Consider the following 20726-nt stretch of genomic DNA (forward strand, 5'->3'; position numbering starts at 1 on the left):
AGGTTCGACAGTGACCCCGGGCTAAGCTGGACCGGAGCTTGTTTCAAGCGGGACAATGGACAGATTGGTTCGACCACTTCGATGACATTTTGTGGATGATCATCGGCCCTGCGTTCAATGGAGCATGGTTGGGCGCCGTTGCAGGCGTTGGACTGTGGCTCACTGTGACGCGTCAAAAAATCGGCCCGCTTTACGGTGCACTCGGCGCTGCAATCACTCTCTCGATTCTTTCCGCTGTGGTGACGTTTTTAGTCGGCGGTTTGACCTCGCCTCCTGGTGCCGACGTAGGTGGAGCTGGAATTGGTCCTAGTGCGGGTCATTTCATCGGTGTTTTTTTCGTCTACCTTTTCGGCGTGTTACCCGTTCCTATCGTCGTCGGTGCAGCGTTCGGATGGTTTCGCCACCGATGCTAACGCAACTCATTTAAATTGGCCGCAGGCGCAGTGGCGGGAGTCAGATCTGGGGTTGATTGCGTAGACGATGATTAAGCCAGGTGTCCCATCTTTCCCGCTTGGTAATCTCGAATTGCTTGATGAATTTCCTCGCGAGAGTTCATCACAAATGGACCTTGCCCCACAACGGGTTCTTCGAGGGGCTCGCCGGTTAAGACCAGCAGTTGCGATTCGGTTTCCGATTCGATTGTGATCGAGTCGCCGTCGCGATCGAACAAGGCTAACTCGACGGCTTTCAGGGGTGATTCGTTGACTTTCACGTTGCCTGATTGAGCAATCACGATCGTCGTGTGTCCGACTGGCACTTTTAGTGTGGCGTTCGCACCCGATCTGAATTTCAAATCCCAGACATTGATCGGGGAGAACGTGCTGGCTGCTCCCACGGCGTCCCCGAATTGTCCTGCAATCACACGAACCGATCCCGCACCACCGTCAATGTCGACGCGCGGAAATTGGCTGTCACGCAAGTCCTGGTACTTTGCTGGCGTTGCTTTGTCGGCACTGCGGAGATTGACCCAAAGCTGCACCATTTCGAGTGTGCCGCCCCGCCGTGTGAATGCCTCGCTGTGATACTCTTCGTGAACGATGCCATTTCCCGCTGTCATCCACTGAACATCCCCGGGACCGAGATGTCCGCTGCCACCGCTGGAATCACGGTGGGCCAGTTCGCCTTGATAAAGAATCGTGACCGTCTCAAATCCCTTGTGTGGATGCACATCCACACCCCGTTTTTCATTAGATGCAGAGAACTGATGTGGCCCTGCATAGTCGAGCAACAGAAACGGATCGAACTCGTTCCCGCTGCCGTACGAAAAAAGACTTCGGACGGGAAAGCCATCACCGACCCAGTGCAGTGGAACATTGCGGATGATGCGTTGAATCTTCTTCATTGCGTCTCTCATTGAACACTGCGTTGATGCTGGGATTTCGTCAGTTGCGCTGCAACTCAACTGCCATGGATGCAGTAACCGCTGGCATGATGAAAGCCGCAAGTGAATTGCATTTGCGACTCCTTTACTTCTAGCGCTCAACAATCGGCAACGCAAGTATGGGCGGCCGGTCAGCAATAACCGCTCCATTGTCCTGGCACAGCCTTCACACCCCAGTCTCGCGTCATTCAAGCTTCACCGAGGGTGCATCCAGCACCCCACTCGTAGAGGGGGGCCCCGCTTTGGATCCCAATTCGAGGGCAGTTGGGTTTCTCGAAGCAGCGGGCGAAGTTGCCATTTGTGCACCATCAGTGGGCAAGGTTAGGGTATCCTGATGTCCCTTGGTGGTAATTCGAAGGTGACTCACACGCAATTAGTGACCACATGGGATCTACGCAATCCACAGGCTTTCGACGGAAAGCGAAACGGCAGCGATTTCGCGATCATCTCATTTCGCGGTCTCAACGGCGGCCTGCACGCCGTTTTGAAAGCTTGGAGCCCCGGCATCTGCTGGCCGGGGCAGGACCCGACGTGCAATCGATTTCACTGATCGATCCTGCGCCAATCGTTGCTCCTACGTTCCGTTTTGAAGTTGTCTTTAGTGATCCGGTGAGCGGTGTTGTGGCCGAACGGTTTGCATTTGCGACGACCGGAGACGTGACGCCGACCATCGATTCAGTGACCGGGGACGGCGCTGACTATGTGGTGACGGTCACAAATTCCGGCGGCAGCGGCATGATCAGCTTGTCGGTGATTGATGATGATTCCATCGTCGATGCATCGCTCAATCCGTTGGGTGGAGTCGGCAACAACAACGGCGATTTCGCTTCGGGCAGTTTCGAAGTGGTCACGACCGGCAGCATTGCGGGACAGGTCATCAATGATCTCGACAGCGACGGGTATGCCGATCTTGGTGAACCAGGGATTGCGGGTGTCACGGTCTATGTTGACCAGAATCTCAACGAGCAGTTTGACGTTGGCGAGCCATCAGCGCTGACCCAAACCGACGATCCGGGAACAACCGGAATGGATGAGTCGGGAAACTATTTGATCGCTGACGTGGCGCCCGGTCCTCATAGCGTTCGGATGGTACAGCCGGTGGGATGGCAGCAGACGAACCCGGCGCTACGAACCGCCGGAAGTGGGCAGTTGTCGCAGATTCAATTGCTCCAGGACAACGTCGGTGGCAACAACTTTTTAGAAGAAGTTGCTGGGGTCACCGAAAGTCCTGACGGAAACTTTGTCTACATCGCGGCCTATGCGGACAACGCCGTGACCGTTTACTCGCGCGACGCGTCAACCGGCGCACTGACTCGGGTTCAAACCGTCGCCAACGGCAGCGGCGGCGTATCGGGATTGATTGGGGCACAGTCGATCGCAATCACTCAGGACAGCCAGCATCTGTACGTGGTGTCGGCGCTCGACGATACCTTGGTGATGTTTGCCCGCGACCAAGTCACTGGGCTACTGGATTATCTAGGGCAGCTAAAACAGGGTGTTGGCGGCGTCGACGGTTTGAATGAAGCGACGGCGGTTCGTGCCAGTGCCGATGGCAAGAATCTATACGTGGCCGCCGTGTCCAGCAATTCGCTGGCGGTTTTTAACCGTGATCCTGCGACGGGTTTGGTGACGTTTGCACAGAAGCTAAGCGGTTCTACCGGCGGATCGTTTTCGGTCGATTTAAGCGCCGACCAGCGACACGTTTATCTATCCTCTGGCAATTCAAACGCGGTCCATGTTTACCAACGTGATCTAGCGACCGGGCTTCTGACGCTGACACAAACGGTCAGCAATGCGACACCTGGTTTTTCGGGACTGAGTCAACCATGGGGCATTTCGGTCAGCCCCGACGGACAAAATGTGTACGTCGCTTCGCGGTTGAGTCAAGGCGTCGCGGTGCTCAACCGCGACGAAGTGACGGGGCATGTTTCGTTCAACCAATTCGTGTCACATCCGTTTGTTACCAGCAACCCCGATCCTGTTTCCGTGTTGGTCAGTCCAGACGGGCACCATGTGGCGGTGACGTATCAAACCGCCGGTGGCTTGGCGATCTACAGCCGAAATCCCACGACTGGTGCGCTTTCGCTGGTCGAGTCCTACAAAAACAACGTCGGCGGATTTAATCAGCTGTTTGGGGCTTGGGATGTTGAGTTCTCCAACGACGGCCGGTCACTGTATTTGGTCGCGGCCTACGATGACGCGGTGTACGCATTTGATCGCCAAGTCGGTGATTGGGTTCCGACGCAGGTTTCGGCGTCGGTGAGCGCCGGAGTCACCACCACCATGAACACCTTTGCCGCGGCGAATCTGTTTCCGATGTTGGAGTCGATGACTTACTCCGGTTCAACCCCCGTCACAGCCGACTCGATCGAATTTGAGGTCGTCTTCAGCGAGCCTGTGCTGGGCGTGGACGCTAGCGATTTTGGATTCGGTGGTTCACTTGCCGGCGCGACGGTCAGCGAAGTCAGCGGCAGTGGGGCAACGTATACGGTGACGGTCGACTTGGCGTTGGGCCACCAAGGCAGCCTGTCGCTGCAAATCCAGACGGGAAATTCCATCACCGATTCCGAAGGCCAACCGCTGATGGGAAATGGATCGGCGGTGATCGACGTCGTCGAAGTGGATCGCGCAAATCCGACCCTTGTATCCGCAACAATGCTCGATACCAGTCCAACCAATCAAACGTCGCTTCGCTACTTGCTGACTTTCAGTGAACCGGTTTCCGGAATCACCACGGACGACTTTTCGGTGGTCACAAATGGTTTGACCGGCGGGCAAGTCGATTCGGTCGCGGGATCAGGCACCGATTGGACGGTCACGGTTTCGTATGCATCGGGCCAGGGCACCATCGAGCTGTCACTGGACGATGATGACAGTATCCTCGATGCGGTCGGCCTTCCGCTTGATGGCGTCGGAGTGGCAACGACGGCGCTGGGCATATTCACGATTGAATTGAGTCAGATCCAAGGGTTTGTGTTTTCGGATCTGAATGACGATGGTTTCCAAGACGCTGCGGAACCGGGTGTCGGCGGAATGACACTCTATTTGGACTTGAATCAAAACGCCGTTTTCGATCCCGGCGAACCCAGTGCGATCACCACCAGCGATGATCCGGTGACCGTCGCAACCGACGAGTCTGGACGATACACGCTCTCTGATCTCGTCGATGGAACCTACCAGGTGCGTTGGGAACCGGTCGCTCCCTGGATCCAAACGCTACCGTTTTCCGGTGGGCCTCAAACCGTTCCGGTCGCGGTTGCAAATGGCATCTCGTTGGCGAATTTTGGGATCCATGAAGTGCTGCCCGGTTCGATTTCAGGACACGTCTATGAAGACGCGAATCGCAATGCCCAGCAGGACAGCGGTGAACCGGGCGTCGGTGGCGTCACCGTTTACCTGGACATCAACGACAACGGTGTGCTGGATGTCGGCAGCGAGCCAACGGTCGAATCCGATTTTGATGATCCGGCCACCACGGAAGTGGACGAGTCGGGCAACTATGATTTTGCTGCGCTGCCACCGGGTGACTACCGCATCCGACTTCAGGATCCAACCTACGACTTGGTCATACAAGCCGCCGGCTGGAGTGCCACTAGCTCTCACAGTGTTCCCGATCCCGTCAATCTGTCCAGCGATAACAAGTCGATTGCCAAGAGTCCGGACAATCAACATGCGGTCGTCTTTGATCATTTGACGAACAATGTCATCGTTTACCAGCTGCCTTCATCTGCGACCGGCACGGTCAGCCAAATCCAAGTTTTACCCGATCAGTTCGGCGATACAACCAACAAGTCTGGCGACCTGACGTTCTCACCCAACGGAGCGTTCCTGTACATCCTGGAGCATCAAACGCGATCCATCCGGGTCTACTCTCGCGACAGTTCGACTGGAATGTTGACCGCTGTTGGAACGACCAACATTCCCTACACGTACTCGTACAGTCTGCAGGCAACGCCAGCCGGTGATCAACTGTATGTGGGAGGGATCGATCACATCAGTCGCTATGACATCGATCCGGTCGACGGCACACTGTCCTTTGTTGGGGCGACCGGTGGCGTAGCAAGAGTCAAGGATATGGAGTTAAGTGCCGACGGCACTCGGTTGTACGCGGTTGATTCCGGTAACGTCCGACTTCGTGTCTTTCAGCGTGACTTGAGCAGCGGTCTACTGAGCCAACTGGAGGAGATTGGAGCGCCCACGGGTGAGTCCTTCTCTGGAATGTTTGCAGCGGAACTTTCAGCGGACGGCAACGATCTCTACTTTGCCAACAACTGGACGGAGCAAAAAATTTGGCACTATCGCATTCAGCCTGACGGGAGTCTTCAATACGCTCAAGATTTGACCGTGGGGACGAGTACCGACCGAACCTATCCGCTGGACTTTGCGAGCAGTGCGGATGGCGAGCGAGTGTTTGTATCGATGGGGCTGACCGACTCCGTGCTGGTGCTCGATCGTGACCAGGTAACCGGTGATCTGACTGTCGGTGAAATCTATGGCACGCAGGATCCATCCGGTTTGGGGATCAATGAATCGTCCTCGTCGATGATGATCGCGCTAGGATCGACATCGGTGCTGCGGGTCAATAGCCGCGCCGCAGAATTGGTGCATGCAAAGCTTGCGTTTGATCGGGTGGCCGACGTCCAAGTATTGGAGGGGCAGAACACCGCCCAGCAACTGCCGGTGGATTCCACGTCACCCAATGTCGCCTCGATCGCCAGCACCCTACCGTATGTGATTGGAACGGAACAGCTTCCGTTTGTGGTCACTTTCACCGAGCCCGTGAGCGGTGTCGACGGGAGTGATTTTTTGCTCGATTCGATCGGCGTTACCGACGCCACGATCTCTAGCATCACTGACCGCGGCAATGCCACGGTTTTTGACATCCTGGTCGATACCGGAACGGGCGACGGCACGATCGCGTTGCGTTTGGCAGACGATGATTCAATCGTCGACTCCTCGGGACGCCCCCTTGGCGGGATGGGGATCGGCAACGGAGACGCATCCTCAAGCGCGGTTCCAGTGGAACGCGATCCGCGGCGCAGTGTCACCGGCGTTGTGTTTGACGATGTCAACAACAATGGAATCCGAGATGCCGGTGAAGTCGGTGCGGAGAACGCGGGCGTCTACTTGGACTACAACCAAAACGGAGTTCGCAATACAGGTGAACCGCTATTGAGGACGCCTTACGACGATGCAAGTACAGAGGGCATCGACGAAGGTGGCGTGTTCACGTTCACCGACGTTCCGCTGGGAACCTTTGATGTCGTCGTCGCGGACTACTGGTTCAGCTATCTGAGTTCCCCCGGTCATCTCGTGACAGCGGAACTTGGGTTTGAGAACGAGTCGCTCGAGGTTGAGATTCCCGCAACGCGGAACCGAACGGCGATTCGCGGCTTCGTGTTTGAGGACTTAAACCAGAATGGCGTCCGAGATATTGGTGAACCGGGTGTTGCCAATCAACGCATCTATCGCGATTCCAACAGCAACAACACGTTTGATTCGTTTGAAACCAACGTGCTGACATCGTCGGACGGGCAATACGAGATCACACCGGTGCCGTTTGATTGGAATCCGCTGTCCTCTGATTTTTTCACTTTCCGATATGACATGTACCCTGCCTGGATCACGACGTCGCCTGTCGAAACCGGTCGACTTTATGAAACTCCGGACCAGGTCGAAACGTTTGATGTCGGCTTGGTTACCAATGCGACATCGATCTTCGGCACAGTGTTTGATGACTTGGATGGGAACGGGACACAGGACAGCGGCGAGTTGCCCGTGGCTGGATGGACCGTGTTCTTGGATGCCGATGCGGATGGAGTTCGTGATGCGGGGGAGCCATTTACGACATCCGCTGCGGGCACCGGTGAGTATCATTTCGATCAGTTGCAGCTGGGATTTCACCGGGTGGTGATCGAGCAACAACCGGGATCGGTCGTGACGAGCGCATCGCCGGTGGTGGTCGAGTTGGCCGAACACACCGCTCAAGTCGAAGTCGACTTTGCCATCCATGCGAACCAAACCCAGGTCGCGGGAGTTGTTTTTGATGACTTGAACTTGGATGGTGTGCAAAATCCAGGCGAGCTCGGATATCCCGGTGCGACGGTCTATGTGGACGCGAACAACAACAGGCAGTTGGATCCAGGCGAGTTGTCGACCGTGTCCGCTGGCGATGGCAGCTATTTGCTACAGGATGTGATTCCGGGGCAAACGGCGATTCGGATCTCATTGCCGATTTCAGCGGCAATCACCTTGCCGAATGTGCATCAAACGCAAGTCTTTGTGATGCATGGCAGCAATCAAATCCAGCAAGTCGACCCGACCACAGGGGGCGTGATTCGCGAATCGGCGGTCGGCGGTCCATTGGGGTCCTATGTGGTCAGCGGTGCCTTGGCATTTGACGGGGACTGGATTTACGCTGCAGGGAAGATGAACACCGGCGCGCCGGCGGTCATCGTGATTGATCCCTTTTCCTTTCAGGCAATCGATCGCTTCGCGGTGGCTACAGGAAATCTGCCTGCCGAGGGAGCCGCTGTGTTGGGAAACAATCTGTATCTGCTCAATGCGATCGACAACATTATCTACAGCTATGATCTGACAACGCGATCGCAGAACGCTGCATTTTCGATTCCAGATATCAATGCGACGTCGGGCTACACGTCCAGCGAACTGGATCTGGCGTATTCGCTGGGGGAATCGGCTGACGGCGCGGCGCTCTTGGTACGCAATCTGTCGGACAGCGTGCTGGTTGTCGATCCGCAGACCGGGATCGTCTTGGATGATTTTCCCGTCCCATCCGGATCGCTACGGCACCTAGGCATGGCGGGAGCGGAAGGCCAAGTCTTTCTCTCGCATGATGCTCCCGGGCAGTTGTCGACTTTGGATGCCAGTGGCAATGTGCTGCAGACTGAGAATCTAAGTGTTGCGCCCAACTCTGCGGCAGCAAACTTTTTCATCGATCATTCGTACCAGCTTACGCTGGCTCTCGATCAATCGTCTGTCGGCAACGATTTTGGCGTGTTACTGCAAGTTCGCACGGTTTCTGGCATCCAATTTCAAGATACAGATGCTGACGGGCAGTTTGATGCAGGTGAGGCTCCACTGGCTGGAATCACGGTCTATGCCGACGTGAACGACAACGGATTGCTGGACGCTGGGGAACCAGCAGACGTGAGCGGAGTGGACGGGACCTACGTTTTAAACCATGTGCCGCAGGACGACGTTTGGATCCGCCGCATCTGGCCGTCGACGATCAGTCCGACGTCGTTCGATTCGGTGAGCGATTTGTTGGTTGGCCCCAGCGACGTGGCTGATTCATCGAGCCCGACGGGCGAATCGATGTTGATCAAATACTTCGATCCACAAACCGGTTCGATGGTTCGTGAGGTCCAAACCGAAATCCCGGTCCTATCGCCGAATCTGTCAACCACTGATGGTCGCTACATCTACACCATCGACAACGACCGAGACGTGCTGATTCAACTCACGCCCCAAGGCGGTCTGGTTCGAGAATTGCCGATCCCGCCGCTCAGTACCGGTGGGATACCCTACAGCCAAGGCCCGGCTGTGGTCGGTGGCAAGGTGTATTGGATCACGGGCAACGAATTTAAGATTCGTACTTTGGATCCGGTGACCGGAAACCTGTTCCACGAGCGTCCGATTACGATCGCTTCCGCCCTGACCAGCGAACTGGCGTCGATCCCATCTTCGGGAAATCTCGTTGAATCGCCGGACGGTCTATCGATATGGATGTTCGTCAACCAGGACGACCGGGTCCTGGTCTTGGACCCATTGTCCGCGGAGATCGTTGACGTGTTCCATTTCCCGCTGACCGCCAATGGCATCTGGTCCGCGGCAAGCTTCAGCGGCGAACTGTTTCTCCGCAATGCAAGCACCAATGGATCGCTTCAGGTTTTTGACCAGAACCTGAACTTAGTGCGGACGATCGCCAACCCAAACGCACCCGGTTTGGGGGCCGCATCATTTGTGGAATACGGCACACCGATCACAGGATCCTCTGACATTACTTTGGACCAGGGATATCAGTCGTTTGGCGGAACGATCTTTGGCGTGATCGGCGAAGATGCCAATGGCAATGGAATCATTGACGGCGACGACACGTTGATTCCAGGCGTGACGGTGTTCATCGACACCAACGGCAACGACTGGCCCGATGCCGGCGAAGTCTCCACGGTCAGTGCCGCCGACGGTTCCTACACGCTAGAGAATCTCGCGCCCGGCAACTACCAGATCAGTACGCTGGCACCGGCAGGCTATCGAGCCAGCGATGTTTACACGCCCGACGGGCGTTTGTTCGGTGTCGAACCCTATCCCGATGGCAGTTCGCCGACCGGGCTGTACGCGGAGTTTTGGGAATTCAATCCGATCAATGGCGACGTCTTACAACATGTGCTGACGGACATCCCCTTGACCACTGGCGCCGTGGGACTGGCGTTTGACGGGACCCGATTGCTGCTAGTCGATGATGTCGATGACATCATGTATCAATTGACAACGGATGGTCGGTTGATTCAGAGTCTGCCGCTCGGCGAGCCGTTCATCAACCCAACCAACGGTCAGCTCGAATACTCGCCGGTCAATGGGTTTGGTCCCGCCGTGGTGGGCGGGTCGGTGTTTTACATTCAGACCGGAGTGGGCGGCTGGTTGTCGCTGGCGGAATACGATCCCCACGCCAATGCGTTTTTGAGTGTCCGCCCGGTAACAATCCAGTACCCACCTCCCCCGCTAACGCATGCAATCGAAGTTCCAACGGCACTCAAGGCGGTGACCGAGTCGGCGGATGGAAATTCGATCCTGATCGCCACCGACGACGATCAATGGTTCACTCTAGACCCGACATCAGCAACGGCGACCTTTTCGCCGGCGCCTGGCGCAAACGGACCACTGGATAAAATTGCGGCCGCGACACTAGGCGGCGAGATCTATGTTGCCGATCGTGATTTCAACATCCACGTGTTTGATTCGGCACTGAACCTGAATCGCGTTTTCAACGTTCCACACCGTCAATACAGCCTGGCCGGCGGTGAACACCGAGTGGCCCGCGCCAGCGTTTCTGTTTCTGAAAACCAAGCCGTCTCGGTCGAATTCCAAATGCTTTCGACCCACTCGACCATTTCCGGAACGATCATCGGCGATGCGAATAGCAATCGAATCCTCGACGGTGGGGAAACCACTCTGGCCGGCGTCGAAGTTTATTTGGACCTCAATCGCAACGGGTCACTGGACATCAATGAACCGCAGCAGGTGACGGACGCGACGGGAACCTACGCTTTCAGCGGACTCGGACCCGGCGAGTATGACGTCAGGGTCGTCCCGACAGCCGATGTGATGGCCCATGCTTGGACAGACGACACGGTCGAATTGTTTGAGTATCTGAAGCCTGCTAGCGAAGACGCGGTGATCCAACAGATCGATCCGCTAACCGGAGAGTTGCTGCACCAGTTTCCATCGCCCTATCCCACCGACATCGCAGTTGGTTTGGCAGTGGACGCCAATTGGTTGTACTTGGTCAACAGGTCCACGATCGACATCTTGTCCAAACAGACGGGTGAAATCGTCGATTCCATCAATGTTCCCGGTGGTACAAACGATGGCTTGGCAATCATCGGCCAGCGAGCCTTTGTCGTCGACTCGGCGGCCAATACGATCGACGTTGTCGACCTCACGCGGCGGCGTTTGGTGACGACGTGGGATCTTGGTGAAATCAACGAGGGCATTCCCGGTCTATACAACATCGGCTGGTCCTTGGCGGAAGCCGCGGACGGCGAAAACTTGGCCGTCAACGTCACCAACGGAGACATGTTGATTGTCGATCCCGACACCGGATTGATCCTGCAAACGTTCAGCAACATCTACATGGGATCCGGTGCCGCAGGTGCAGCAGGCGAGTTGTACGAACCGAATTCCATCAGTGGCCAGGATCAGCTTAGTCACGCCGTGCGTGATCCATTCGGTTCGTTCGTTCGTATAATTCCGGCCCCGGGCTATGGATACGTCTACGGGCTGGGGGCTGCCGAAGTCACGGCCAGTTCGCATCGTGTTCGTGTGCAGGCTGGCAAGGATCTGGCCGGAATGGATTTTGGCATTACCGCAGATACACATACGGTCAGCGGAACCCAGTACATCGACAGCAACCAGAACGGGATCTTTGACACCGGCGAAGCGCCGCTCGCAGGCGTCACTGTCTTTGTCGACTACGACGGGAATGGTTTCCGTGATCTCGATGAACCGTTTGATGTCAGTGGTGTTGACGGCAGTTACATCATTTCCGGTGTGCAACCGGGCAATCACCTTGTCGACACTGAACCTTTGGCCGGATATGTGCAATTGGGGGTTAGCGGTTCGGAAGAATCGCTGATTGGCGTGACTCGGGTCAGCAATCCCAATGGCCCCCCCGGTCCGGAGTACCTGCTACAGATACGATTCGTTTCATCGGAAGGGATCGTCCAGTCAGTCATCACGACGGAGATTGAAACCGTCTATCCCGACTCAGTCACAAGAATTGGCAACCGATTACTGGTGGTTGATAACGGACGCGGCGTCTTGATCCAAGTCGCTCTCGACGGAACCTTCATCAGCGAAACACCGTTGCCAGTCAATTCCAGCGGTGCGACGGTGACTGGCTATGGATTGGCCGTCATTGACCAAACGGTCTATCTATCGATCGGTGGCCCGAATGAACTGGCACGCTTCGATCCGCTCAGCTCTCAGTTCTACGGTGCGATGCCAATCTCGGCGTATCCAGACCAACCATCGGTCCCTTTGCTGCCCAGCTTGTCGACCTCCGTCACTGAATCCATCGACGGATCGTCGCTGATCGTTTTCTCCCGCGACGACGATCGCGTTTTCGTTGTCGACCCCAAGACAGCCCGCGTGACCGCAGCCCATCACGTCCCGGACACCTTCGGATTTGTTTGGTCAGCTGCTGTGTTTGAGGGGCAATACCTTGTTCGGGGTCTGGGAACGGGCGGCGGTTTAGTGAAGCTGGATGCGAACTTCCAGGTCGTTTCTCAAGGTGGGAATCCGTTTGTCAATGGTTTTATCGGTGGGCACTTTGAACGGACCGGTGTTCCCATCACCGCCACCGCTGGTACACAATCGTCAGTTGAACTGGCACATCGTTCCACTTTCAGTCGCGTCGGCGGCATTGTCAGCCATGATCTGAACGGCAACGGCAGTGTGGATGCCGGCGAAGAAGTCGCTGATGCGGTTGTCTTTTTGGACAGCAATCGAGATGGCGTTCGCAATGCCGGGGAAGCCTGGACACAAACCGACGCCGGTGGAATCTATGCCTTTGAATCACTGCTGCCAGGCGACTACTGGGTCGCGGTTGAATCAACGCTGCAGGTCACGGCATCTTCACAGGCAACCCGCTTGTTCGGCTTGCAGGTTTTTGAGGGCACGTCCACCATTGCGCAACATGATCCCATCACCGGGCAAACGCTACGGTCCTTTGCCGCTCCCGGAGATTCCACGGTCGCTTCCGGTTTGGCGGTAGACCAGCGTGGACTGTACTACTCGTCGACCGCTGGCGTTTGGGTGCTCGATCCAGTCAGTGGGGAGACCGAACTCTTCTTCGACCTTCCCGATGCCGCCTACGAGGGATTGACCGCGCTAGCTGGCGACGTGTTCGTTCTCAATCGCGACGCGGGGACGATCACCCGACTAGATGTTCAAAACGGAGTGGTGCTGAACACGCTGGACATCAATACGATCAACAGCAGCAGTCACGTCTTCGGTAGCAACCTAAGTCAATCGCTGGATGGCACACGGTTGTTCACACGCACGGGATCCGGCGAAGGGCTAGTCATCCATCCGGACTCGGGAGTGATTGAATCGATCCTGCCAGCCACAAACCAGTCATGGGGACTCGCTGCGGCAGATGGTGAATTCTACGGTTCTTCGACCAATTCGATCCGCGTGCAAACGGAATCGGGCGATACGATTCGTTCGTTGCCGGTTGGATACCGTCCATTCGCAGTCGCGGCCGATACTGCGGACGCCGAATTCCAGTCGCTACACGTCGTCCCCGATGCGCAGTTCAACGGACAAAATTTTGTGATCGCGGCACCGCCCACGTTCCCGAATTCATCGCTTTCGGGAACTCTGTGGCAGGACGACAACAGCAACGGCCTATTTGATCCAAATGAATCCGGCGTTGCGGGCCGGACGGTCTACCTGGACCTCAATCGTAATGGTCAATTCGATGCAGGCGAACCATCGCTGGTCACTGCCAGTGATGATGCCGGCACGCCGATCGATGAAACTGGCACGTATCGGTTCACCGAATCATCACCCGGTCAGCCGTTGACGACGGGTGACTACGCGGTCGGTCAAGTTGTACCTGTCCATTGGCAAGCGACCGCACCGGCGTCCGCCCAGTATCTGGTCTCAATCACCACTCCCACCATCGCTGCCAACCTTGACTTTGGCAGTAACCCACCGGATGCGCCAACGGACGTCACGCTGTCACAAGACTCGATCGACGAGAATCAAGACACATCAGCGGCTGACCTGCTGTTTGCAAGCCTGGCCGCCGTTGACAACGATCCCGCTGACACACATAGCTTTGAGTTGGTCACCGGCAGCGGTGACACTGACAATGCTCGATTCACGATCAATGCCAACGGACTGTATCTACGGCAGGGCGAATCGCTCGACCACGAGTCGCAATCCAGCTACGCAGTGCGGATTCGCGTCACCGACGCTGCTGGTCTGATGTTTGAAAAGAATCTCACACTGGCCGTCAACAACTTGGTCGAAGTTTCTTCGGAGAACATTGTCATCGGGGACGGTTCCGCACAGCGATCGCGTGTCGAGTCGCTGTCCATTGAATTTGATGCGGAGGTCACGATTGGCGAAGGGGCCTTCACCGTCATCCAACATGGGGACGGCGGCGCGGTGACCGTCGCGCTAACGACCCGCATGAATGCAGCCGGGCATACGATCGCCGATCTGACCTTCAGTGGGTCCAACGTCCATTCCGGATCACTAGTGGACGGAAGCTATCAACTGAGCATCGACGGCAGCAAAATTGTCAGCATCGATGGCGGCGGGTTGGATGCCAACGGAGACGGAATCACCGGAGATCAACTCGAATTTGGTGCCACGCAGAACGACCGGTTCTTTCGATTCTACGGCGATTTCGATGGCGATCGGGACGTAGATGGCCACGATCTTGTCAGTTTTGGTTTGGCGTTCCAATCAAAATTCGGAGACAGCAACTTCGATTCGCAATTCGATTTTGATGACGACGGTGACATCGATAGTCTCGACTACGGCCAATTGAGTCGTCGATTTCTGCGACGCATTTAGCCGTGTCAAAGCACGATCTTAGGGTACGACGTTTCATCATGGTCACTCCGTCGAGTGAGCCTGCGATTGATTGAGCCGGACCGTCCGCGACTCTGACATTATCTATCAGGCTAATTTGATGTCACCTTTATTAATCCAGTTCTTTGCGTGCTTAAGTGCAGGGCTATTGCTCGGTGGCTGATTCTGGGTCTGACATCGCGTTTGGATCCATCCACATCATTTCCCAAACGTGGCCATCCAGATCAGCCAGATTGCGGTTGTACATGAACCCCAAATCCTGCTTGGGATTGATGTCGGCAGTGCCACCAAGTTGCGACGCAATGTCATTCAGTTTGTCGACCGCTGCTCGGTCATCGCAGGACAGGGCCAACATCACTTCGCTTGAATCAGCCGAAGGGATTGGACGGCTCGTGAACGTCCGCCATTTATCGTGTGTCAACAACATCACATAAATCGCCTCGCTCCATACCATGCAAGCAGCGGTGTCGTCAGTGAACTGTGGATTGTTCTCAAATCCAAGGGCTTCATAGAATGCCATCGACGCTTTGAGATCAGCAACGGGCAAGTTCACAAAAATCATTTTGGACATCAGATTTCTCCTTGATTGGGTTTGGTTCAGACGCTGTTATCAGATCACTTTGTTTTTTCATCGCCGGGTCAATCACCACTGGGCAGCATGTACTCAACGAGTCCTAGCCATCTGCCTACGCACGCTGGAGACGAACCGATGGTGATGACGCATTTGTGGTGGCACGACCAAGCTCATCCACGAATCGCTGCTTCAATCGCTGCAATGTCAATTTTTTTCATGTTCATCATCGCATCGAAGGCACGCTTGGCGACGGCGCGGTCTGAGCCGGTAAATGCTTTTGTCAGGACAGTTGGCGTGATCTGCCAGTTGACTCCCCAGCGGTCCTTGCACCAGCCGCATTGGCTTTCCTCACCGCCGCCCGCCAGGATGGCATTCCAATAGCGGTCTGTTTCAGCTTGGTCTTCGGTTGCGACTTGAAACGAAAACGCCCAGTTATGCTCGACACCCGGTCCACCATTGAGCCCGATACAGGGAATCCCCATCACCGTAAACTCGACGGTCAACGCGCTGCCCGCCTGACTCGATGGGTTATCGCTCGGTGCATAGTGCACCGCACCAACCGTGGAATTTGGAAACGTGTCGGCGTAAAACCTGGCGGCGGCTTCGGCATCCTGGTCGTACCAAAGACAAATCGTGTTTTTGGCTGGTTTCATCTCAATCGTTCTCTTCTTCATAGCGTGATCAAATCGCGAGGTTCTGACAGTAAAATCCAGTCCAACAAATCATTGGAATCGGCGCGGAGGCCACCGGTGAAATCGACTGGTTCGTTGTTGATTTGTAGCTCCGAACGATTCCACCTTCTATAATCCTTTGGGAATTTGTCGAACAGCGATCAGTAGAATCGACACCGGCCTGGATTTTTTTTAAAAGTTGCCGGGAGGGTTTGGCATCGGAGAGAAACTCGCGACTGATCTTGCTGTTTGGTCAACACGACCAAATGCGACCAACCGATGTCAAATTGATAGTAAAAACCGCGTCTGGGAGAATCGTCTGAGATGAACCGCCAATACGACCCTGATGAACGCATCGCGAACATCACGTTTGCCGCGGTGTACCCCCACCTTCTTGCAAAGGTTGAAAAGAAGGGCCGAACCAAACAAGAATTGCATCAGGTGATTCGTTGGTTGACGGGCTTCGATGAAAAAATGCTGCAGAAACAGATCAGCGACAATGTGACTTATGAACAGTTTTTCAAGCGCGCGAAATTGAATCCGCATTCACACTTGATCACCGGTGTTATCTGTGGCCATCGGGTAGAGGAGATTGAAAATCCGTTAACGCAAAAGGCCAGATACTTAGACAAGTTGGTGGATGAGTTGGCAAAAGGGCGCAAGATGGAGAAAATCCTGCGTGCAGAATGAAGTGAGTGTGCAAATGTCGTACAGGCCAAATCAGCTGTTGTCTCTTGTTTTATTAATCCAGCGGGGTACAATACAGGTGTTGAAAGGGCGGTTCAGTCAACCGCTTCTTCGCGAAAACCGGACGACAAGATAAAGAGCAATCTGGCATTCCGATTCGTCGAAATGCGTGTGAGGGCTCGTTAAAACGTAAGCCGATGCGGCGAAGCACTTTGGAGTGTCATACCGCATCGGCTTTTCTTGTGCGCGGTTTCTAAACGGGTTGGGTGCGTCGATCAAATGGTCTGTTCGCAAGACAGCACCCCGCGGTGACGAGACGTCGACGATCTGCGTCGGGCTCAATGACTGTCCCATGGGGGGCAATGAGGGTTGTGTCTGGAGCATTTGTTTTCTCGGCAAACCGCAAGGCTTCTGCCCTATTTTAGGAGGCAGTCGAAGTGGAACTGATTCTGAGTGTTTGGTTTCCAAGTTTGGAGCAAGTCGCCGTCGGTGTTGCGTTGTTCCTGGTCGCGGCTGTCTTGATTTTGATTGCGGTGTTCGCCAAGTGGGGAGCGTTGTGGTTTCAAGCGTACATGTCGGGCGCGGACGTCAGCATGAAAAGCTTGATCGTGATGAGCTTTCTGAGGATCGATCATCAGCTGATCGTGACCGCCAAAATCATGGGGCGGCAGGCAGGTTTACGAATCGACCGCGCGGGCGGAATGAGTACGGATCGTTTGCAAGCTCACCACTTGGCCGGTGGAGATGTGAAGAACGTCGTGCGGGCGATCATCGCCGCGCAGCGCGCCGGGATCGATTTGGACTTTGATCGCGCGGCCGCAATCGACCTTGCCGGACGCGATGTCCTGCTTGCCGTGCAGACCAGTGTTTCACCCAAAGTGATCCATTGCCCGCGCCAGGATGGCGATGCGAAGAAATGGCTTAGCGCGGTCGCTAAAAATGGTGTCGAGCTGCTGGTCGGTGCGAAGGTAACGGTGCGCACGAACCTAGACCAACTGATCGGCGGGGCGACCGAAGAAACGATCATTGCACGCGTCGGCCAAGGAATCGTTTCCGCAGTCGGATCAGCGAATTCACACACGGACGTGCTGGAGATGCCATCGCAAATCTCCAAAGGTGCGATGGCTCATGGCTTGGATGCCAACACCGCATTCTCAGTCGTCTCGATTGATATTTCTCATATCGATGTCGGCGAGAACATCGGTGCTCGACTGCAACGGGACCAGGCGGAAGCCGACACTCGAATCGCTCAAGCGCAGGCCGAAGGACGTCGCGCCGAAGCGGTGGCGCAGGTGCAGAAAATGAGAGCCAAGACGGCGCAGTGCCGCGCCGAACTGGTACTGGTCGAAGCACAGGTGCCCACGGCACTGGCCAATGCGTTCCGCAGCGGACAGTTGCGGTCGAAAGCGCAGCAGCAAGCGGCTTTGAATCGATCCCGAAATCGTCGATCGACAACGACCAGCGCTGCCAAAGACAACCAATCGAGAATTGTCGGTTACGAGAATCCTCCGCAACTCAATTGAATCCTCACCGAAATAAGCAGCCAGCCAATTGGTTGGCTCTGCAATCGATCCCTACAAAGGCTCTGTTCAATGAACGCTCTCTCAGCCAACACCCCCTGCGACGTCTTGCGAGACGGCACAGAGCGTCTCGGGCCGCCCCTGTCGCAGCAGCAAGGCGACCAAGAATACCAAGTGATTTATGGGTTTTCAGGCAAAGGCCCCTATGACAGGTTTGCCGCCCAATGCGATCGTCCGCTGATGCCCTATCCACTGGTCAAAGGCTATTTGAAGAACCGAATCGCCGAATCAGCAGAGGTGATTCATTTGGTGGTCGTTGATGCCTCCGGACCGCAGGAAGCTCAGTTGTCTGCGGTCACCATGGAAGCCGTTTTGGAAGCAGTTCAAAAAAATGCTCCCCACGTGACGCTCTCGTTTCAGTTGACGCTCGATCGATCCTCACAGACCTACCGTGTGGATCCAATTTCATCAGGATTTCAGGTGACGAGCCGCCCGGCAGAAACACAACCCAGCTGAGTAGAGTCTTGATTCCCGTTTCGGTTCAGTAGTTGAACCGACCTATGCCCTTTCGAATTCATACCCCGAGTATCGATGATGTTTGGAAATCAAATCCCCGACAAAACGCTGTTGAAGAATGTCGAACGCAAATTGATGCAGAAATGTTCCGGAGCCAAAGTGGTTGCAACCGTTCGCGGTGGTGATGCGATCATCACGGGAACGCTGAAAAACGAGTTTGAGCGAAAACCAATTGTTCGCTGCGTCTCAGCCGTCCAGGGTATCCGTCGCGTGGTCGACCAAATGAAGGTGATCGAGCGCAAGAAGCCGACCATGTAAATGGATCCACTGCTATTGCAGGTATTGCTGTTCACTGACGTGTTCCAGCCAATCGACAGCGCTGCCATCTTGTGCTTCTTGAATCGCAAGGTGTGACATGGCGCTGGTGGGCGATGCGCCATGCCAGTGCTTCACGCCCGGCGGGAACCAGACGACATCACCTGTACGAACCTCTTCGACCGGCCCGCCTTGCTGCTGCACCCAGCCGACCCCAGAGGTAATGATCAGGTGCTGGCCGAGCGGATGTGTGTGCCATGCCGTCCGCGCACCGGGATCGAAGGACACTTGGACACAGGACACGCAAGATGGTTCCTCGGCTTGAAACTGGGGGACCATCCGCACCGCACCGGTGAACCAGTCAGCCGGACCCTGCCGCGCAGCCTCCGAGTCGGCTCGAACGATTTTCATGTCATTTCCCACGTTGTTCTCCTGGTCAGATTCGAAAAAAGAAACGCCCCGCTGCGAGTTTTCGCTGCCAATCGACGTTCAGACAGCAACGCGTTGCGATGGGTTGGCAGGGATAGTTCTACCATGAAGGAATGCCTGGGGCCTGGCATTTGGATGGTCGCGATGTCATGTCATTGAATGTCGATTGATGCGACGAATTCATTGCCGAGATAGCAATCCGATCATCGGAAAGTTGAACTGGGCCGAACCACCGATAAGGCACTGGTGATTTACGACGGAATCGACGATCGAAAGTTGGCGAGGTGGTTCGAGCAAACGATCTAGCGCAGCGGTCGGCTGAGACGCCCACGTGCGAACTGGCATTTCGGTGAGAAGTTCTGGACACCTGGGCGATACAATGAGTGCTGGTAATTCTGCAGGAACGAACCAAGTACCATGAGGTCAGGTTGTGAGCATCTTGAATCAGAGTTTGAAGGCGAAGCTAGGTCATGAACTTCAGCATGTTGTTCAGGACCTACATTCGATTTCGCGACCGGAATCAAAGATCACTGAAACCGTCGATGGAGCGGAGTCCACGCCGCCGCCGGTTCCCCCGATGGATTTTGAAGCCACGCGGCGGCGTGTCGAAACCGCCATCAATCAATTGGAAATGAAGTTCGATTTGTCGCTGCGTGACACACGGCTTTTGCAGGCACTTCGCTGGATCGTTCTCGCCGCGTTTGTCCTGATCCTTGTTTTCGGATTGGTCAAGTTGGTTTCCGGGGAAGATTCCACCGACGAAATCATTGGCGTGCTGTCCGCTGTCGGTGGCGCCGGCGGCGTCGGCGGCTGGTTGTTGATGGAATTGAGAAACACACGGAAACAGGACATCGGTCTGGCACTCACCGTGGCACGCTACCGGGGAAAGTTGGCGGCCTGCGAGAGTGTTTCTTGTGTGCAGACGGTGGCAGCAGAAATTGCCGATGCGATCGAAGCTCTCTCGTCACCGGCTTCATAGCACACAGACCGTCTCGCCGGTTTAAACGTTTGAGCTCTGCGTTTTAATCGCAAGCGTGACGTGTCCGCGAGGGATCCCGTTAACATACTAAATCCCTCGCTGGCGCTTTTTGGAGCCAGCGGTTTTGCCAGCCTCAGAGGGCGCTACACGAAGTGCCGGCGGAGTGAGCTCAATGCCATCTACTTTGTAGCGGTACGGCGCGAGCCGTCCGGTGACGCGATGCAAAAACACCGTGAAATACCGGAGGGCTCGCCCTGCCGCTAACAAAAACCAACCCCTTTGGTGCCAAAGTAGATAGTCA

General features: G+C 55.5%; 11 protein-coding genes. 7 read left to right on the plus strand and 4 right to left on the minus strand.

All coding sequences use genetic code 11. The features are described 5' to 3' along the window. Positions 1–95: 95 nt before the first annotated feature. On the plus strand, positions 96–413 hold the full coding sequence (locus tag NHH03_RS20560; protein WP_253159162.1) for a hypothetical protein: 318 nt from the start codon (positions 96–98) through the stop codon (positions 411–413). A gap of 71 nt (positions 414–484) precedes the next feature. On the opposite strand, the gene NHH03_RS20565 is transcribed toward NHH03_RS20560, so the two are convergent. After that, entirely contained in the window at positions 485–1342 is an 858-nt protein-coding gene (locus NHH03_RS20565) for a pirin family protein (protein WP_253159164.1), read from the minus strand. Positions 1343–1912: 570 nt separating this feature from the next. Here NHH03_RS20565 and NHH03_RS20570 point away from each other — a divergent pair. Further along, entirely contained in the window at positions 1913–14716 is a 12804-nt protein-coding gene (locus NHH03_RS20570) for an SdrD B-like domain-containing protein (protein WP_253159166.1), read from the plus strand. Positions 14717–14879: 163 nt separating this feature from the next. On the opposite strand, the gene NHH03_RS20575 is transcribed toward NHH03_RS20570, so the two are convergent. Further along, positions 14880–15305, minus strand: a complete 426-nt coding sequence (locus NHH03_RS20575; protein WP_253159168.1) for a VOC family protein — start codon at positions 15303–15305, stop codon at positions 14880–14882. Positions 15306–15478: 173 nt separating this feature from the next. Further along, complete coding sequence (locus NHH03_RS20580; RefSeq protein ID WP_253159169.1) at positions 15479–15961, minus strand: VOC family protein; 483 nt, start codon at positions 15959–15961, stop codon at positions 15479–15481. Between the two features lie 342 nt (positions 15962–16303). Between NHH03_RS20580 and NHH03_RS20585 the strand changes: the two genes are divergently transcribed. The 4 genes from NHH03_RS20585 (at position 16304) to NHH03_RS20600 (ending at position 19020) form a co-directional block, all read left to right on the plus strand. Next, a complete protein-coding gene (locus NHH03_RS20585; RefSeq protein WP_253159171.1) occupies positions 16304–16669 on the plus strand; it encodes a DUF2200 domain-containing protein in 366 nt (121 codons plus the stop codon). 434 nt (positions 16670–17103) lie between these two features. After that, the gene (floA, locus tag NHH03_RS20590) at positions 17104–18189 is read left to right on the plus strand and encodes a flotillin-like protein FloA (RefSeq protein WP_390895600.1); all 1086 of its coding nucleotides are present in this window, start codon (positions 17104–17106) and stop codon (positions 18187–18189) included. A gap of 69 nt (positions 18190–18258) precedes the next feature. Continuing rightward, positions 18259–18702, plus strand: coding sequence for a hypothetical protein (locus NHH03_RS20595; protein ID WP_253159173.1), 444 nt, complete (start codon positions 18259–18261; stop codon positions 18700–18702). 75 nt (positions 18703–18777) lie between these two features. Further along, complete coding sequence (locus NHH03_RS20600; RefSeq protein WP_253159175.1) at positions 18778–19020, plus strand: BON domain-containing protein; 243 nt, start codon at positions 18778–18780, stop codon at positions 19018–19020. A gap of 12 nt (positions 19021–19032) precedes the next feature. Here NHH03_RS20600 and NHH03_RS20605 read toward each other — a convergent pair whose 3' ends face one another. After that, positions 19033–19428: a (R)-mandelonitrile lyase gene (locus NHH03_RS20605; protein ID WP_253159177.1), complete on the minus strand. Its 396-nt coding sequence runs from the start codon at positions 19426–19428 to the stop codon at positions 19033–19035. A gap of 448 nt (positions 19429–19876) precedes the next feature. Here NHH03_RS20605 and NHH03_RS20610 point away from each other — a divergent pair, with 448 nt between their 5' ends. Continuing rightward, positions 19877–20425: a hypothetical protein gene (locus NHH03_RS20610; protein WP_253159179.1), complete on the plus strand. Its 549-nt coding sequence runs from the start codon at positions 19877–19879 to the stop codon at positions 20423–20425. The last annotated feature ends 301 nt before the right edge of the window (positions 20426–20726 follow it).

Origin of the sequence: Stieleria tagensis, assembly GCF_024129865.1 — a bacterium.
Lineage (GTDB): Bacteria > Planctomycetota > Planctomycetia > Pirellulales > Pirellulaceae > Stieleria > Stieleria tagensis.

Excerpts from the sequence above, each read along its gene's own strand:
- NHH03_RS20600 (WP_253159175.1), top strand. The coding sequence starts at position 18,778 with ATGATGTTTGGAAATCAAATCCCCGACAAAACGCTGTTGAAGAATGTC.
- NHH03_RS20580 (WP_253159169.1), bottom strand. The coding sequence starts at position 15,961 with ATGAAACCAGCCAAAAACACGATTTGTCTTTGGTACGACCAGGATGCC.
- NHH03_RS20565 (WP_253159164.1), bottom strand. The coding sequence starts at position 1,342 with ATGAAGAAGATTCAACGCATCATCCGCAATGTTCCACTGCACTGGGTC.
- NHH03_RS20585 (WP_253159171.1), top strand. The coding sequence starts at position 16,304 with ATGAACCGCCAATACGACCCTGATGAACGCATCGCGAACATCACGTTT.
- NHH03_RS20575 (WP_253159168.1), bottom strand. The coding sequence starts at position 15,305 with ATGTCCAAAATGATTTTTGTGAACTTGCCCGTTGCTGATCTCAAAGCG.
- NHH03_RS20595 (WP_253159173.1), top strand. The coding sequence starts at position 18,259 with ATGAACGCTCTCTCAGCCAACACCCCCTGCGACGTCTTGCGAGACGGC.
- NHH03_RS20560 (WP_253159162.1), top strand. The coding sequence starts at position 96 with ATGATCATCGGCCCTGCGTTCAATGGAGCATGGTTGGGCGCCGTTGCA.
- NHH03_RS20605 (WP_253159177.1), bottom strand. The coding sequence starts at position 19,428 with ATGAAAATCGTTCGAGCCGACTCGGAGGCTGCGCGGCAGGGTCCGGCT.